This is a genomic window from Paraburkholderia phenazinium (assembly GCF_900142845.1).
GTDB classification, from domain to species: domain Bacteria; phylum Pseudomonadota; class Gammaproteobacteria; order Burkholderiales; family Burkholderiaceae; genus Paraburkholderia; species Paraburkholderia phenazinium_A.
Genome location: NZ_FSRU01000001.1, coordinates 3,603,999 through 3,621,409 on the forward strand (window position 1 = coordinate 3,603,999; position 17,411 = coordinate 3,621,409).

Below are 17,411 nucleotides of genomic sequence, written 5' to 3' on the forward strand. Positions count from 1 at the left end.
TGTGCTCTATCGATTTTTTTATGCAACGCGAGCCGCGCGGAAAACGCTGTCCTGCTATGCGGCGAACACCGGTATGCGGCGAATCACGTTCTTGACCTGTTCGGTCGTAATCAGGCGGGTGCACTCGAACTGCCGGGGCGTACCGGCATGGCGCGGACACCACAGGAAATCCTTGTGGTCGAACATCACGCGCACGTCGTTCCAGCAGCTATTGCAGGTGTGGTAATTGATGACGCGGTACGGCGTCTGGAATTCGTTGGTGGGATGGGTAAAACCGCTGATCATCACCACCGGTGTACGGACCGCCCACGCCAGCCACGACAGGCCGCTGCTCAAGCCCACGAAGAATTCCGCATGCTTGAGCCAGCGCGCACGCTCAGCGAGCGGGCGGTCGCCGGTCTGATCTTCCGCGCCATACGGGATGTGATTCCAGACCATGCCCGTCCCATGCGTGGCCTTCTGGTCCACGCAGATCACGCGGTAGCCGTGATCTTTCAGGAATTGCACGAGTTCGCGCCAGCCCGACGGGTTGTTCCAGTACTTGCACTGCGTCGTGCTCTGCGCCGCAATGCAGACGTATTTTTCGGGGATCGGCCGGGTGTCGTCCGGCAGATCGATATGAGGAGGCGTCTCGTCCGGATCGACGCCGAGGATATAGCCGGCTGTCCGATGCAAACCTACCAGCCGGAAATCGCTCGGCTGCCGCACGTTCTGTTCGTCGTCGAAGTACAGGCCGATGTTGTAGGTGGCGTAGTAGTCGTCCGGTTGGATCTCGTCGGGCGTCACGAAGGTGATCGAAGGGTACAACTGTTTGAATAGCGCGATGACCGGCGCACCCATCGCGCAGGTCAACCGGCAGAGATGCTGTTCGCCGAACTTGACGGCGTAGGGGAACCAGGCAATCAGGTCGCCCAGTGTGCCGACCGGAAACTGGATCAGGACGTTCTGATCACTGCAGTCGAAGCGGTGCCGCAAGACTTCCGTATCCCCCGAACGAATCTGGATCTCAAACGGCACGTAGTACTTCTTGCTGCTCGCTACCACGCCCGCCTTGATCTGCGTTTCGTACAAGGTGTTGTTGGTCAGGGCGTCGCTCAAACGCACCTGCCAGTCGCCCTCCGGCAGCGCGATCCGGCAGCCGTCGTTAAAGTCGAAACGGATGCCCTGGCTGCCCTGCTGGGTCGGTGTCGCGGCCGGCGCGCGGAAATTTCCCACCACGATGGGCTTTGCAGCAGTGGAATTGGCGTTCGTGCTCTCGATGGGCACAGGCTTCTTTTTCACGGGTCTCGCTCCACATGCCATGCCTGGCGCGTCTCCAGACCCGGCAATTCAAACTGCCTCGAACAGCGTCGGACCTGTCGATTACCCGTCAATACGTAAGCATGACTAAATAATTGACAGGGCCAAGTAAGATTCGGCGCGATGGCGGGAACGTCGAAAAATGCCCCCGCCATCAAGCTGCTACTGCATCAGAACTGGTGATTGATACCGATCGTCGCCGCGAACTGGCTGCGGCTCGATGCAGCGGACTGTTCGCCGATCGCTGCCGTGGCGGTGACCACCTTGCCGCCGTTGATCGTCTGGCCGTTGGCGCGCTCGTACGCTTCCAGCACGTAGATACGGGTGCGCTTGGACAGGTTGTAGAGCTCGGTCAGGTTGATCTGTTGATAGCTCGCAGCATCCTGGACACCGTTCGCCTGGGTTGCACGCGTGTAGCTATAGCCTGCTGCGAAGTCCCACGACACCACCGGACGGTAGTGGAGCACGGCGCCGCCGGTGTTGAAGATGGCGGTCGTCGAGAAACCGGAATTCGGGCCGGCGATGTATTGCACGTTCGAATACGACGCCGAGACATCCCATTGCGAGTTGAACTGATAGCCACCCGTCACCGCGAAGCGCTGTTGCGCCGCTGCGTTCTGGTAACCGTTCGTGATGCTCGATTCACCTTGCTCGCCCGTGCCCGAATACGCCGTGGAGCTGGAGCTCCATGCGCCGCCGCCTTCGGTCGCATTGTTAAAGCGCGCGAAACCGACGCCGATGCCCGCGGCACCCGCCAGATACTGCGCACCCACGCTCCAGGACGAGCCCAGGTTGGTGCTGCCCGCCACGCCACCCAGTGCATACATGCCGCTCAGCTTCAGGCCGCCAAAGGTCGGCGTCGTGTAGACGAGCGAGTTGTTGACGCGGTAGTCGGTATCGAGGGCGTCGAGGTCGCCCGGGTGAGCGCCGTATGCGCCGGTCAGCCACGGCGTCGGGCCGTACTGCGCGAGCATGTTGTAGTAAGGCGTGTACTGGCGGCCGGCCGTGAACGTACCGTAGGTGTCGTTGCTCAGGCCTACCCAGGAAGCGCGGCTGAACATCAGGCCCGACTTGCTTTCTGCGCCGGTGTCGGCGTTGAAGCCTTCTTCGAGCTGGAAGATCGCCTTCGTGCCGCCGCCGAGATCTTCGCTACCCTTGAACCCGAAGCGCTCGCCGCCCCAGACCCCTTCGATCATCTTGAACACCGATTGACCGCCCTTCGTTGCGCCCGTCGAAGGCGCCTGGCTGCTCAGATAACCGATGCCGGTATCGATCACCCCGTAGAGGGTCACGCTGCTCTGCGCGAAGGCTCCGCCCGTAGCGAGCATGGCCGCCACGCCGGCAACGGCCAGCGTGGCTTCTTTGTGGTAACGCTTTTTCATCAGATCGTCCTTTGTTGTCATTGGAGTTATGGCGGCACGTTATGCCGCACGAAATTGCCTGGCCGCCATCGGGCACCCAGTATTCGCTCTCGTTGACGCACATCCGCCGGTAAGTCGATCGGCACGATATGCAGTCCTTATCGTAGGTTTCGCCGCCTGGTCTCCTGCGCGCGGCCTGACTGCCCAAAACTTTTTCGGTCGGGTGATCTCCGACGCTAGTGCCGCTGTTCGAACCGCGTGGTTTCGAACAGCGGCACCGTTAGCTAACTCAGTGAATCTCCGGCTCGGCTGCAGCGCCGCCGCAGCTCGCCGCGCCGCCCGCACCTTCGCGTTGCAGGAAGTCGAAGTCGCAGCCCTTGTTGGCCTGCATCACATGCACCTGATGCATCGCGCCATAGCCACGCGTGAAGCGCGGCTCCGGTTCCACCCACGCCGCCTTGCGCCGCGCCAGTTCCTCGTCCGGCACCAGCACGTTCAGCTTGCGCTGCGGCACGTCGAGCTCGATCAGGTCGCCGTCCTGCACCAGCGCAAACGGTCCGCCGATGAACGACTCCGGCGCCACGTGCAGCACGCACGCCCCGTAGCTCGTGCCGCTCATGCGTGCATCGGAAATCCGCAGCATGTCGCGCACGCCCTTTTGCAGCAGCTTCTTCGGAATCGGCAACTGGCCCCACTCCGGCATCCCCGGCGCGCCCACCGGACCCGCATGCTGCAGCACGATCACGCAGCTCTCGTCGATGTCGAGCGCGTCGTCGTCGATACGTGCCGCCATGTCGTTGTAGTCCCTGAACACCACCGCACGGCCTGTATGCACATGCAGCTTCGGATCGGCCGCGCCCGGCTTGATCACCGCGCCGTCGGGCGCGATATTGCCGCGCAGGACCGCGAGACCGTTGTTCGGTAACAGCGGCGCCGCGCGGCGGCGGATCACGTCGTCGTTGAAGATCTTTGCGCCTTCAAGGTTCTCGCCGAGCGTGCGCCCGTTCACCGTCTTCTGCGAACGGTCGATCAGCTCACCCAGTTCGGCCAGCATCGCCTGCAGGCCGCCGGCGTAGTAAAAGTCCTCCATCAGGTACGAACCGGTCGGGCGGATGTTCGCCAGCACCGGTGTATGACGCGAGATGTCGTCGTAGCGGTTCAGGGTCAGGTCGATGCCGGCGCGGCGCGCCAGCGCGATCATGTGGACGATCGCATTGGTCGAGCCGGATAGCGCCAGGCACGTGGTGACGGCGTTATCAATCGAACCCGCCGTGATAATGTCCGACGGCTTCAGGTCCTCCCACACCATCTCGACAATCCGCATGCCGGTTTTCGCCGACATCTGCGCGTGGCGCGAATCCGGTGCCGGAATCGAAGCGAAGCCCGGCAGCGTGAAGCCCAGCGCTTCCGCGGCGCTCGTCATGGTGGACGCCGTGCCCATCGTCATGCAGTGGCCCGGCGAGCGCGCAATGCCGCCTTCCACGCCCTGCCAGTCCTGCTCGGTGATCTTGCCCGCGCGCAGGTCCGCCCAGTACTTCCACGTGTCCGAACCCGAACCCAGCGTCACGCCGTTCCAGTTGCCGTTCAGCATCGGGCCGGCCGGCAGGAAGATGGTCGGCAGGTCCATCGAGATCGCGCCCATCAGCAGCGCCGGTGTGGTCTTGTCGCAGCCGCCCATCAGCACCACGCCGTCAGCCGGGTACGAGCGCAGCGTTTCCTCCGCTTCCATGGCGAGGAAGTTGCGGTACAGCATCGTCGTGGGCTTCTGGAACGGCTCGGAGAGCGTCTGCACCGGCAGCTCGATCGGAAAGCCACCGGCCTGCCAGATGCCCCGTTTCACTTCCTCCACACGCTGCTTGAAGTGCGTGTGGCACGGGTTCATCTCGCTCCACGTGTTCAGGATTGCGATCACCGGCTTGCCCGCGTACTCCTCACGGCTGTAGCCCATCTGCGACGTGCGCGAACGGTGGCCGAACGAACGCAGGTCATTCACGCCATACCAGCGGTGGCTGCGCAATTCTTCAGGGGTCTTTCTCTTCGTGCTCACTTCGTAGTGCTCCAGAAAACTTAGTCGGTAAAGCGCCCGCCGCAAGATGACATGGTCGGAAGCCGGACCCGCATGGCCCACCGCAGGGTCGACTCGACGCAGGCAACACACGCGTCGGCGCTGGGTGAAAGGAGTGCGATGCCGCGGTCGCCTGCGACCTGCACTGCCCTGGTGTTGACGGGCGATTGCGGCGCTGGCGCTTCAGTGGTCGGGATAGTGGAAAGGTGGCTCGGGCGTGCTGCCTTCAACCCGAAGATGCTTTCCTGTGTGAGCCTGTGATCGCTCGAGAAGTTGTCAATGTTCTGCGATGCGGGCTGGGCCGCGTTCGCGTCGGCGGCAAGGTCGACGCCGAATGCAAACCACGCATCCGGAGATTTGACTGACAACCCACCCGAGTCGAACATTTCGTCTCCTAACCTTCTTGTTATTTGGACAGTCCGTCCGTCAGATGCCTGACGAATTCCCGCGCGAGGCGGTCCGATGAGCGAACATACCTAACCACGCACAATGATGTCAAGCAACTATACAAACCCCATCCCTTCGGCAACTTGAGGAAATTAGCCACAACCCATTGTTTTTATTGTGTTTACCATCGTAAATCAGGAAAACCCCAATGTTGCAGGGTTGTCAAAGCCTAACATCCGGGATGTCAATCACCACTGGTAAGACAAATATGCGCCACTCATCAGGGCTGACGCCATGCCGCCTGCGCTTGCAGGTCGATCAAGGCGCAACGGCAGAGAGCGACGCACGTGCGAACGCGGACCTCCCTGTCACACAAGGCGATCGGCAAGATCAATGGGGCGGCAAACCACGTTGCGAGGTTCGAGCGGGCAACGCGGGATAAGGGGTGTTTCTCCTGCAATGGGAGAAACGGATCTTTACGGTCGCCAGCCTCGCTGGCGACCATGCAGGCGCCGCTGCAGACCGCGAGCCGTCGCGGCACTCGCAGTCCTCATGCAGCACCGCAGCGGCTAAGGCTTAGGCTGACGCGCTCGCCGCGAGATTGCGTTCGAATGCGAGCAGGGCCTGGGTCGCGGCATCGACCGCGGCGTGGTGTTCCTTCGGCGTGGCGCTTAGCAGCGGCAGGATCGCGCCCATGTCGGCGATACCCGAGAACGTCACGGCATCGTGCAGCACGCGGATCAGCGAAATGTTGTCGCGCAGCGTTTCGAGCGGCATGAACGCGTCGTAGATACGCTGGGCATCGACGGCTCGCCCTTCCTTCGCGGCGCGCAGCAGCGCGGTCACCGAGTGCGACGCGATGCAGCCCGAACCCGTCGTCCATGAAGCCAGCCCGAAGTCGCGCACATGGACGAGCGCCGGGCGCTCGCCCATACCCGACACGACGCGCGCCGGGTTGACGCTTTCCAGCAGGCGCCGCAGGTAGGCGTCCTGCGCGGGGTTGTCGCGCACGATGGCGTACTTGACCGCGATCAGCGTGCCGCGGTCGACCAGCCGGGCGAGCGTATCCACGTCGACGTAGTTCTCGCTCTTGATGTACAGCGTGAGCGGGATGCCCGCTGCGTCCACGATCCGCGTGAGGCCCGCTTCGACGCCTTCCGACGTGGTAAAGCCGCCGAGCGGCAGCACCATCGCCGTGCGATACGAGGTCTGCGCGAGGATCCGCGCCTGGTCGAGCATCTTGCCGTAGTCCGGGCCGATCGCCGGGATGACCCGCGTGTCCGGGCCGGCGCTTTGCGCGAGCATGTCGAGCAGCTCGCGGTATTCGCTGACGGCGACGTGATAGAAATTCGCGTTGCCGCCGTACAGCAGCGTGCGGACACCGCCCGCCTCGATGTGCCGGATCAGCTTCAGATTTTCGTTGGCGTCGATCGACAGGTCGGCGCGGCGCGCCAGCGGCGGCACAGCCATCACGGTCGAGGCAAATTCGCTCTCGACGATTGGGGACACGTTCATGGGGTCTCTTGTCTCTTGTCGGAATTGATTGACAGGCTGAACGGTAGCATTGCGATCGTTATGTTGTCAAACAACATGACAAATCAATCGAATTCTCGTTTTCGTCGGGGAAATCGGCGGGCGGCGCATGGCGGCTCCCTGCCGCTTCAAGGCACAGCCTAAGCCCCCACCATCCGCTCCATGGCGTTGGCCAGATGCTCCCGCATGGCCCGTTCCGCGCCACGCGAGTCGCGCCGCCGGATCGCATCGAGCACGGCGAGATGTTCCGCCTGGACGAGGCGCTGCCGCTCGACCGACTTCGCCTGCGAGAGCTTGCGCGACAGGTTCATGCTCGATTCGACCTGCTCGTGAATGAAGGACAGCGCCGTGATGAAGAACTGATTCTTCGACGCGCGCGCCACGGCCAGATGAAACGCAAAATCATCGCGAGCACCGACGCCTTCGCTATGAATCACTTGCTGGAGCGTGTCCCAGGCCTGCTGGATGGCGTCGATATCGGCCTCGTCGGCCTTCTGCGCGGCGAGCGACGCGCCGCCTACCTCGGTCATCACGCGAAACTCATAGCAGCGCCGCACATCCGACAAGGTTTCGAGCGGCGCAAAGCGGCGCAGGTCGGGATCCGGCCGGCGCCTCACCGTCGTGCCGGAGCCTTGCCGGGTGGCGATGATGCCGTCCGCCCGCAACTGGGCTAGCGCTTCGCGCACGGTCGGGCGCGAGGTCTCGAAGCGCTCGGCCAGCGTGTGCTCGCTCGGCAGGCGGTCCCCTTCCCGATACTCGCCGTCGATGATGCGATTCAGGATGTCGCTATAGACCCTTCCCGGCATGCCGGGCGATTTGTGTTCGATCATGGCCGAGGAATCGTCTGAAGTTGTCACGCCAGACAATAATTGTACGACCACTTTTACTGGAAGCGCATAGTGGTAAACAACTTAAGCCACGACCGGACCTGAGCGGACCCGCGTGTCGTCAGCGTGCCTCCACCGCCGCGCTCGCCGGTTGGTGTTGCAGATCGGCGCCCGGACCTTCCTCGACCACCCGGCCGTAGTCGAGCTTGATGTAGCGATCCGCGAGTCCGAAGTAACGATCGTCGTGGGTAATCACCAGCACGGTTCTGCCCTTTGCCTTCAGATCGGGCAACAGGCGGCGGTAAAACACGTCCTTGAAGGTTGGGTCCTGGTCGGCGGCCCATTCGTCGAACACGTAGAACGGACGATCCTCGAGATACGCGACGAGTAGCGCGAGACGTTTGCGCTGCCCCTGCGACAGATTGATCGTCGACAGGCGGCCATCGCGAATCGTGACCTTGTGTTCGAGATGCAGCAGTTCGAGCAACTGCTGCGCCTGCGCGTCGAGACCCTCGATATGCAGGCCATGCAACTGGTCGAACAGAAAGAAGTCGTTGAACACGACCGAGAAGTGCTGACGATAGATATCGCGCTCGGCCTCGCCTATCGCCTGGCCGTTCAGCAGAATCTCGCCGCCTTCCGGCGCATAGAGACCGACCAGCATCTTGGCAAGCGTGGTCTTGCCGCTGCCGTTGCCGCCTATCAGATACACCAGTTCGCCGGGCTTGAACGTCAGGCTCACCGGGCCAAGCGTGAACACCTCGTTTTCTTTCTCGCGGAAATAGCTGTGCGTCACGTGCTTCAAGGCGATGCTCTCGAACGCATGCGCGGATTCGGCCGGCAACACGTCCTCGCGCGGCAGATCGCGGCTGACCTGATCGATGCGTTCCAGCGCGACCTTAGCCGAACTAAGCGACGGAATCGACGACAACAGGCTTTCGATCGGCATGATCATGTACAGGAAGATCACCGCGTAACCGGACAGCACATGCGGCTGCACCGGATAGATGCGCGTCAAAAGAAACAGCACGCAGCCGATAAAGGCCAGAAAGATCATGCTGCCCCAACTGGCCGCCGCCGTGTACAGCACATAGCCGCGCGTACGCTGCACACGCACGGCTTCGACGCTGGCCGCGAGCGAATCGTCGACGAAGGCCTGCCTGCGGCGGCGGTGCAGCTTCAACTCCTTCGCGCCGTCGAACAGCGAACGGAAGTCGCCCACCAGATCGTCTTCTCGCTTGCGCGAACTGCGCAAATGGAACATGGCGCGCGTATTAGCCAGATGGAAGCCGAGCGAGCCGATCAGGATCGTCACCAGCGCGAACAGCAGAATCTGCCACGAGAGGTAGCCGAGATACGCGAGACAGCCCAGCACGATCGAGCCGTTCATCGCGAGCGTCGGCACGCTCAGGAAGAACACGACGATCGTATCGAGGTCCTGGGTCAGCACGGCCATTGCCCTTGCGCCACCCTGGCGCTCCAGGTTTTGATAGGAAGCCTCAGTGACGCTGCGGATGGTCCGCATGCGCAGCGCGGCTTTGGTGCTTTGTCCAAGCCGCACGAAGAAGGTCTGCGACAGCGTGCGGGTGACGAGCACGGCGAGCGCCAGCAGCAGGAAACGCCAGCCGAGTTCCGGCAGCTTGTCGGCCGATACGCCGAGTGCCTGATTGATGATCGCGACGAGCGCGGCGTTGCTCAGACCGCCGACCACACTCGTGATCAGCGCGAGCAGCAGAATCCAGCGGGATTGCCGGACCAGGGTCAATAGCAGGGACATGAAAACCTTTTTTTGAAGTGATTGAAAGCGCCCAGCGTGTTCGCGTTGCGCATGACTGGCCGAACCATCGTCATAGCTCCGCGAGAATATCCTGCATTTCGGCGGCCATCGCATCGTCGTCTTGCGCGACCCGGCCGGTGGACGTGAGCGTCTGCGCCAACCGGTACAGCGGCTGATTATTCATCAGATCCGCGAGCTGCGCGTCGATGCCGAGCGTGCGCCGGATCGACGCTTGCACCTGCATCGCCGCCAGCGAGTGGCCGCCGAGTTCGAAAAAGCGGTCGCTGCGCTGCACGGGTTGTACGTCGAGCACCGTTGACCAGATCGCGGCAAGCGCGGTTTCCAGTTCGCCTTGCGGCGGGTCGGCCGCTTCGCTCATCCCGGCCGCCACCGCTTCATGCGCGCCCGGTAAAGGCAGCGCGTGCCGGTCGATCTTGCCGTTCGGATTCAACGGTAACGCATCCAGTACCAGCACGGTAGACGGCACCATATAGTCCGGCAGCGTGGCGGCGAGACTCGCGCGCAACGTCGCGCCGTCGAGTTGCGCGTCGGGCGCGGCTGCCACGTAGGCCAGCACGCGGGCGCCGCCTGTGCCCTCGCGGACCACCGCCACTGCCTCGCGCACCTTGGGAAGCCGCAGCAACTGCGCCTCGATCTCGCCCAGCTCGATGCGAAAACCGCGCACCTTGACCTGATGATCGAGACGGCCCAGATAGTCGAGCGTGCCGTGTGCATTCCAGCGCACCAGGTCGCCGGTTCGATACAGCCGGCCGCCGGGCGATGCGGCATGCGGGTCGGCGATGAAGCGCTCGGCCGTCAAACCCGCTCGCCCATGGTAACCGCGCGCGAGCAGCGCACCGCCGATGCACAGCTCCCCCGCGACGCCAACCGGCACCGGATTGAGCTGCGCGTCGAGCACCCGCAGCGAGCGCCCCGCGAGAGGCCCACCAATCGAGATCTGCGCCGGCACTTCGGCTGCCGCCTGCAGATAGGGCGAGCAATCGAACGCACTTGCTGTGACGGTTGCTTCGCTTGGCCCGTAGGTGTTCGCGAGCGCGACGTGGGCGAGGCCCGCCATGCGCCATGCGAGGATGCCGTCGGCCGGCATCGCCTCGCCGCCCGCATGCACGCGGCGCAGGCTTGCGCAAGCGGCGCGCGCACGCGGATTGACGGCGAAGTCCTGCGCGAGCACGTTCCAGTAGGCCGTCGTCAGATCGGCCACGGTGATGCGTTGCTGCGCGACCTCGTAGAGAAAGCGCTCGCTGCTCCACAACTGCGGGCCGCGAAGGATCAATGCAGCGCCTACGCTCAACGTCGCGAACACCTGTTCGACGAAGCCGTCGAAGTTGAAGGTGGAGAACTGCAGCACGCGGTCTTCGGCGGTGACGCCGAACAGATCAATCGATACCTGCGTATGCTGCGCCAGTGCGTCGTGCGTGATGCCGACGCCTTTGGGGCGGCCGGTCGAACCCGAGGTGTAGATCACGTAGGCGAGGTTGTCGCGCGATACGTTACTGGATGGCGCGTCGTCCGCGTGATGTCCGCGATCGGGATAGGCACTCGCCGGCGACGCGGACTGCGTCACGTCGATGCATGCCACGCCGAACTGCGCCAATGCGTCCGCAGAGGCGCCGGACGTCAACGCCAGCTCGATCCCGCTGTCTTCGATCATGAACGCAAGCCGTTCAGCCGGATACGACGGATCGAGCGGCACATACACCCCGCCCGCTTTCAGTACGGCGAGCACCGCGACGATCATCTCGAACGAACGCTCGATGGCAATGCCGACCCGCGACTCCGGTCCGACGCCCGCTGCTTGCAGACGATGCGCGAGCCGGTTGGTGCGGCGCTCGAGCGTGTCGTAATCGAGCGACTCGCCGTCGAGCACGAGCGCCTGCTTCGCGCCATATGTCTCGGCCTGGCGAGCGATGCGCTGATGCACCAGAGGCGCCTGCGCGATTTCCGGTCCCGCACCCCATTGCTGCTGTTGTCCGAGTTCGGTGTCGTCCAGCATCGCAAGCGAGCCGAGCGGCGCAGCCGGATTCGCCGCAAACGCGTCGAGCAGCGCGGCCAGATGTGCAGCGAGCCGCTCTATCTGCAATGCGTCGAAAGCGTCGCACGTATAGGCAAATTCGATCCGCAGGCTTTCGCCGTCCGGTGACGCGTCAGTGTGTCGCGCGTGTCGTCCATGGCTGATCGATAGCGTCAGCGGATAGCTCGTGCGGTCCTCGTTACGCAGTCCCGAGAATTGCAGTTCACGCGGCGTCGCGGCTTCAAGGATTTCGTCGACCGGATAGTTTTCGAACACGACGAGGCTGTCGAACAGCGCTTGCCCACCTTCGATCTTCGCCCAGCGCTGGATGTCGTATAGCGCGACATGTTCATGTTCGCGCGCCGCGACGCCGTGCTGCTGGATCTGTTCGAGCCATTGGCCGACGCTCAGCGACGGCTGCGGCGTCGCAATCACGGGAATTGTGTTGATGAACAGGCCGAGCGTGCGCTCGGCCCCTTCCAACGATGCCGGGCGACCCGCCACGGTTGCGCCGAATGTCACCGTGCGCTGCCCGGTGTAGCGCTGCAGCAGCACGAGCCAGGCGGCTTGCACCAGCGTGTTCAGCGTCACGCGTTGAGCCTTTGCAAAGGCGCTTAGTTGTGCCGTGTGTGTTGCGTCCCAGATGCGTGTGGTTGAAGCGTGGGTGGTCGCAGGCACTGCGTCTGCCGCATCGACCGCGGCCGGCTTCGCCAACGCGCTCGCCAGCAAGGTCGGGCCATCGAGACCGCCGATCTGCACGCGCCACCACGCCTCGCCCGCATCGTGACCGCGCGCCTGCAGCCACGCGATGAACTGCCTATAGCGTGCAGGCGACTCAGTTGGCTTGCGACCTTCGTACGCACCGAGCACTTCCGCAAGCAGTTGCGCCGCGCTCCAGCCATCCAGCAACGCATGATGGAACGTCCAGACCAGGTGATAGCGCTCCGCCGCCGTGCGGATCAGCGTGACGCGCCACAACGGCGGCCGCGCCAGATCGAAACCTCGCTCGATCTGCGCCGCCGCGAAAGCGTCGAGCCGCGTGGCGAGCGCGGGAGCGTCCGAGGTGTCCCGAGCGCTCACGTCGCGCCAATCCTCGACGCTAAACGGCACGGCGACGCTGCGCGCTACCCATTGACGCGGCGCATCGTCGAACGCGAGGAAGCCCGTGCGCAGGATGTCGTGACGCGCAGCCGCCGCTTCCCATGCCGCCTGGAAGCGCGCGCAATCGAGCCGGTCGATATCGACGCGCAACTGGTTCACATACGCGCCCGGCTGCTGCCCGAGCAGGCTGTGAAAGACGATGCCGGTCTGCATCGGCGCTAGCGGATAGAGATCCGCAATCTCGCTGGCCGGCACAGGTAAGTCGTCGAGCTGGGCCTGATCGAGCGCGGCAAGCGGCACATCTGAAGGCGTCAGGCCGCTCGCACCGCTTTCGCAATGCGCCAGCACCGCAAGCAGTTCCTGGCGAAAATCTTCCGCGAGCGCTTCGAGCGTCGCTGCATCGTAGCGCTCGCCGTTGGCGTGCAACCAGGTCAACGACAGTTCGCCGCCTTGCACCTGGCCCGCGATTTCGAGTGCATGGGTGCCGCGGCTGCGTTCGCTGTGCGCGTGGCCGGTGCGTTCACTTGCGAGTTGCCACGCGCCGGCCTTGTCGATGTTAGCGTTGGCGTCATTGGCGAGTGTGGCGTCGAACTGGCCCAGATAGTTGAACAGCACCTCGGCGTGACCGACGCCCGACAATGCAGCGCGCTGTTCAGGCGTTCCCAGATACTTCAGCATGCCGAAGCTCATGCCACCGTGCGGTACGGCCCGGCGGGCTTCCTTTACTCGCTTCAGCGCGGCGCCGATCTCGCCGGTGGGCGCCAGCCGGAACGGATAGACCGCTGTGAACCAGCCCGTCGTGCGACTGAGGTCCGCCGCGCCGAAGTGGGTCTCGCGACCATGTCCCTCCAGATCGATGCGCAGGACGTCGCGTCCGGCGAAGCGACACAGCGCGCGACCGGTCGCAACTAGCAACAGATCGGCGAGCTGGGTTCGATAGGCCGACGATGCATCCCGCAGCAGACGACTCGTTGTGGCCGCATCGAAACGCACCGTTGCGCTGACCGGTTTGGCAGTCGATTCGTTGCCGTCGTTAGCATTCGCGTTGACCTCGACACGCTGATCAAGCCCCGCACCCGTAGCACCCGGCGGCAGCGCAGCGGGAACATCCGCAAGCGCTTGCCACCATGCACCATACTGTTCGATCTCCGGCCGGCGCGCTGCCTCCTGCAACTGCCTTCCGAACACCTGGTACGACGTCGTCCGCGCCGGCAACTTCACGCCTTCACCCGCTTGCAATTGCATATAAACGCGCCGCAGGTCGTCGAGCAGAATCCGCCACGACACGGTATCGACAGCAAGGTGATGAATCGCGATAAACAGACGCCAGCTACCGTCGTCGATCTGCATCGCCAGCGCGCGCAGCAGCGGACCATGCGTCAGATCCAGCGTGCGCTGCGCGGTATCGCACAACGCTTCGACGGCGGCGGTACGCACGCCTGTCGCAATCTGCAGCAGCGTCGTGGGTTCGCTGCGCGCATAGCGTTGCCGCCAGCTGGTATCGTCCGCATGCACCGGATCGCACGGCTCGAAGCGCAAACGCAACGAGTCGTGATGCGCGACGATGGCCCTCAAGGCCTGCTCCATGCAGGCAGTATCGATCGCCTGATCGATGCGCAGCAGCACGGCCTGATTCCAGTGATGACGCTCCGGCAGCGGCTCGGCAAAGAACCAGGCCTGAATCGGCAGCAATGGCACGGGCGCATCCGGTTCGATCGTGCTGGACGCGCTGCTGTCGTCCGGTAACCCGTCGACGTTGTGAATCGCGACCGCACAGGTCGCGAGCTGCGCGATGGTCTGTTGCTCGAAGATTTGCCGGGCCGTCAGCAGGAGTCCGGCCTGGCGTGCACGAGCGACAATCTGCAGGCCCATGATCGAATCGCCGCCCAGCTCGAAGAAGTTCTCGTGACGGCCGATGTGTTCGCGCCGCAGCAACTGTGCCCAGATCGCCGCAAGCTGCGTCTCGACAATCCCTTGCGCCGCCTCGCCGCTCTCCAGCGCGGACACCGCAGCGGGAGCCGGCAACGCGCGCCGGTCCACCTTGCCGTTCGGATTGAGCGGCAATGCATCGAGTACCATCAGCACGCCCGGCACCATGTAGTCCGGCAGTGTCGCGGCCAGTCCGGCACGCAGCACCGCGGTATCGAGCGTGCATCCCGGCACCGGGCTCACGTAGCCAACCAGCCGCGTGCCGCCCGGACCTTCCTGGGCGTCGACCACGGCATCGCGCACGCCGGGTTGCGCACGCAATTGCGCCTCCACCTCGCCCAACTCAATACGAAAGCCACGCACCTTTACCTGATGATCGATGCGGCCGAGGTACTCCAGTTGCCCGTCGTGGCGCCAGCGCACCAGATCGCCGGTTCGGTACAGGCGTGCACCGGGTTCGTCGGCAAACGGATCGGGTACGAAGCGTTCGGCCGTCAGCGCCGGGCGGCCCAGATAGCCGCGCGCCATCCCACGACCGCCCAGGTACAACTCGCCTGGTAGTCCTTGCGGTACACGGTTCATCTGAGCGTCGAGCACCCAGGCACTGCGCTCGCCGACCGGTCGTCCGATCGGCGCATAGCCGCTGTCGAACCCGGCGGTTGAGTTGGACGCTGTGTCGAACTGCCAGAGCGTCGGTGTGATCACCGTCTCCGATGGCCCATAGGCGTTGAAGACCCGTTGCGGCTTTAGATGACCGCACACTGCCTCGAATCCGGCTTTCGACCATGCTTCGCCGCCTGCGATACAAACGCGCACGCTTACCGCGCCCGCCTCCGTCGACTGAGCGAACGCGTCGAGATAGGCCGGCGGCAGGTTCACGACCGAGATGCCCTTCGAGCGAATCTCATCGGCGAGCCGGTGCGCGGACCACACTTCGTCGTCGCGCAGCACGATCGCGGCGCCGTGCATCAGCGGCACGAGGCACTGTTCCGTGGCAGCGTCGAAACTGGCCGATGCAAAATTCAGGTAGCGGTCCATGGCGCTCACCTCGTAACGCTCGGCGACGGCGCGGCAATGCATCGCGAGCGCGCCATGTGCGACCGCCACACCCTTCGGCCGTCCGGTCGATCCCGAGGTGTAAACGACGTAGGCCAGGTTGTCCGCGTTTGGATTGCGCGTCGGGTTGTCTACCGGTTCGTCCGAGACATCGAGCGTGTCGAGATCGAGCGTACCAGGCGCGCCGGAGAGCGGCAGACGCGCCATCCCCAGGTGCGTTTGCACCAGCAGCAGTTCGATGCCGCTGTCCTCGATCATGTAGGCAAGCCGCTCGGCCGGGTACGCTGGATCGAGCGGCACATAGGCACCGCCCGCTTTCAGGATCGCAAGCTGCGCGACCAGCATTTCGACCGAGCGCGCCATGGCGAACCCAACCCGAACCTCCGGCCCCACACCTGCGCGGATCAGGTACGCCGCGAGGCGATTGGCGCGCTCATTTAGCTCGCGGTAGCTGAGCCGCTCGTCGCCGAACATCAAGGCCAGCGCATCCGGCTGCGCCGCCGCGTGGGCCTCGAACTGCCGATGCGCGAGCGGCGCGCCATCCGACGCGCCGGTGCCCTGTGCCCAGTCATGCAACCGCTCACGTTCTGCGAGATCGAGTAACTCGACTTCGCCCACCGCCTGAGCGGAATTCTCCGCGAGCGAGCGCAGCAGGTTCACATAGTGATGGCCGAAACGCTCGATCGTCGCCGCGTCGAACAGCTCGCGCGCATAAATCAGTTGTGCGGATAAACCGCCATCCGTGCTCTCGACGATGTTAAGCGTCAGTTCGAACAACGCCTCGCCCTCCGTGAACTCGTACCATTCGACGGCGAGCCCCGGCAGTGCGTCAAGTACACGGTAATCGCTGCGCAGATGGTTGAACATCACCTGAAACAGCGGATTGTGGCTCAGACTGCGCTGCGTGTGCAGCGCATCCACCAGCACATCGAACGGTAGGTCCTGGTGCGCCTGCGCTCCGAGCGTCGCCAACCGGGTTCGCTCAAGCAGTTCGCCGAGTGTGTCGCGTGCGGCCACCTCGGCACGCAACACCTGAGTGTTGACGAAGAAGCCGATCAGCGGCTCGGTTTCGACGCGGTTGCGGTTCGCCACTGGCACGCCTACGCGGATGTCGCCCTCGCCGGTATAGCGATGCAGCAGCGCCTGGAACGCGGCCAGCAGCACCATGAACGGCGTCGTCGAACTGCGCTGCGCGTGCTCGCGTACCGCCTGGGCCAGTTCCGCCGGCAGTGTCACGCCGTGACGGGCCGCCCGATACGATGCGTGCGCCTGGCGTGGCGCGTCCGTAGGCAACGCCAGCACCGGGTGTGTCTCGCCCAGCGCCTTGCGCCAGTACGCCAGTTGCTTTTCACGTTCGCCCGCTTCGAGCCATTCGCGCTGCCACGCGGCATAGTCCGCGTATTGCACCGGCAGCGTTGCCAGCGACAGCGGTTCACCCAGCACGGCCGCGCGGTAATGCGCCACCAGTTCCTCCAGCAGCACCTGCACCGACCAGCCATCCGAGACGATGTGATGCAGCGCCAGCACCAGCAGGCTACGCCCGGCCTCGCTGCGATACAGTCCCGCGCGCAGCAGCGGACCTGTCGCGAGGTCAAACGGTTCGCTCGCCAGTGCGCGTGCTGTCGCATCGATCTGCGTAGAGGCCGGCGACGCTTCGCGCCAGTCGAGTTGCCCCCGCCCATCGACCCACTGCTCGACCCGCCCCGCTTCATCCGCAACGAAACGGGTTCGCAGCACCTCATGCCGCGCCACGATCGCTTCCAGACTCGCGCGCAGCGCGTTCGCCTCCACCTGACCCGTCAGCCACAAACCACCCGCCACATGATAAGCACTGCTTTCCGGTGCAAGCTGCCACATGAACCACTGCCGCTGCTGCGCGTACGAGACCGGCAACGCTTGCTGCGCCTCTCGCTCACGCGCCAGAATCGGCAACTGCGCCGGCGTCATGCCCTGCTCGTGCATCTTCTGCCAGAACAGGCGGCGCTTCTCCGGCGTCAATCCGATGAAGCGCTCGGCGATGCGTCGCGCGGTATCTTTTTCCATG

8 protein-coding genes are annotated in these 17,411 nt (G+C 64.1%); all 8 read right to left on the reverse strand.

The annotated features are described in order from the left end of the window. Positions 1–54: 54 nt before the first annotated feature. Entirely contained in the window at positions 55–1,281 is a 1,227-nt protein-coding gene (locus BUS12_RS15795) for an autotransporter strand-loop-strand O-heptosyltransferase (protein WP_253190085.1), read from the reverse strand. Positions 1,282–1,469: 188 nt separating this feature from the next. After that, the gene (locus BUS12_RS15800; RefSeq protein WP_074297564.1) at positions 1,470–2,681 is read right to left on the reverse strand and encodes a porin; all 1,212 of its coding nucleotides are present in this window, start codon (positions 2,679–2,681) and stop codon (positions 1,470–1,472) included. A gap of 268 nt (positions 2,682–2,949) precedes the next feature. After that, the gene (gene araD, locus BUS12_RS15805) at positions 2,950–4,707 is read right to left on the reverse strand and encodes an L-arabinonate dehydratase (RefSeq protein ID WP_074296465.1); all 1,758 of its coding nucleotides are present in this window, start codon (positions 4,705–4,707) and stop codon (positions 2,950–2,952) included. Positions 4,708–4,727: 20 nt separating this feature from the next. Next, positions 4,728–5,111, reverse strand: coding sequence for a hypothetical protein (locus BUS12_RS15810; protein WP_074296466.1), 384 nt, complete (start codon positions 5,109–5,111; stop codon positions 4,728–4,730). Between the two features lie 577 nt (positions 5,112–5,688). After that, the gene (locus BUS12_RS15820) at positions 5,689–6,627 is read right to left on the reverse strand and encodes a dihydrodipicolinate synthase family protein (protein ID WP_074296468.1); all 939 of its coding nucleotides are present in this window, start codon (positions 6,625–6,627) and stop codon (positions 5,689–5,691) included. Positions 6,628–6,785: 158 nt separating this feature from the next. After that, positions 6,786–7,475, reverse strand: a complete 690-nt coding sequence (locus tag BUS12_RS15825) for a FadR/GntR family transcriptional regulator (RefSeq protein WP_074296469.1) — start codon at positions 7,473–7,475, stop codon at positions 6,786–6,788. Positions 7,476–7,593: 118 nt separating this feature from the next. Beyond that, positions 7,594–9,249, reverse strand: coding sequence for a cyclic peptide export ABC transporter (locus BUS12_RS15830; RefSeq protein ID WP_074296470.1), 1,656 nt, complete (start codon positions 9,247–9,249; stop codon positions 7,594–7,596). A gap of 70 nt (positions 9,250–9,319) precedes the next feature. Then, positions 9,320–17,410 carry a non-ribosomal peptide synthetase gene (locus tag BUS12_RS15835; RefSeq protein WP_074296471.1) on the reverse strand — a complete coding sequence of 2,697 codons (8,091 nt, stop codon included), beginning with the start codon at positions 17,408–17,410 and terminating at the stop codon, positions 9,320–9,322. Position 17,411: the final 1 nt, after the last annotated feature.

Coding starts and splice junctions, on each gene's coding strand:
- BUS12_RS15800 (WP_074297564.1), bottom strand. CDS start 2,681: ATGAAAAAGCGTTACCACAAAGAAGCCACGCTGGCCGTTGCCGGCGTG.
- BUS12_RS15810 (WP_074296466.1), bottom strand. CDS start 5,111: ATGTTCGACTCGGGTGGGTTGTCAGTCAAATCTCCGGATGCGTGGTTT.
- BUS12_RS15820 (WP_074296468.1), bottom strand. CDS start 6,627: ATGAACGTGTCCCCAATCGTCGAGAGCGAATTTGCCTCGACCGTGATG.
- BUS12_RS15825 (WP_074296469.1), bottom strand. CDS start 7,475: ATGATCGAACACAAATCGCCCGGCATGCCGGGAAGGGTCTATAGCGAC.
- BUS12_RS15830 (WP_074296470.1), bottom strand. CDS start 9,249: ATGTCCCTGCTATTGACCCTGGTCCGGCAATCCCGCTGGATTCTGCTG.
- BUS12_RS15835 (WP_074296471.1), bottom strand. CDS start 17,410: ATGGAAAAAGATACCGCGCGACGCATCGCCGAGCGCTTCATCGGATTG.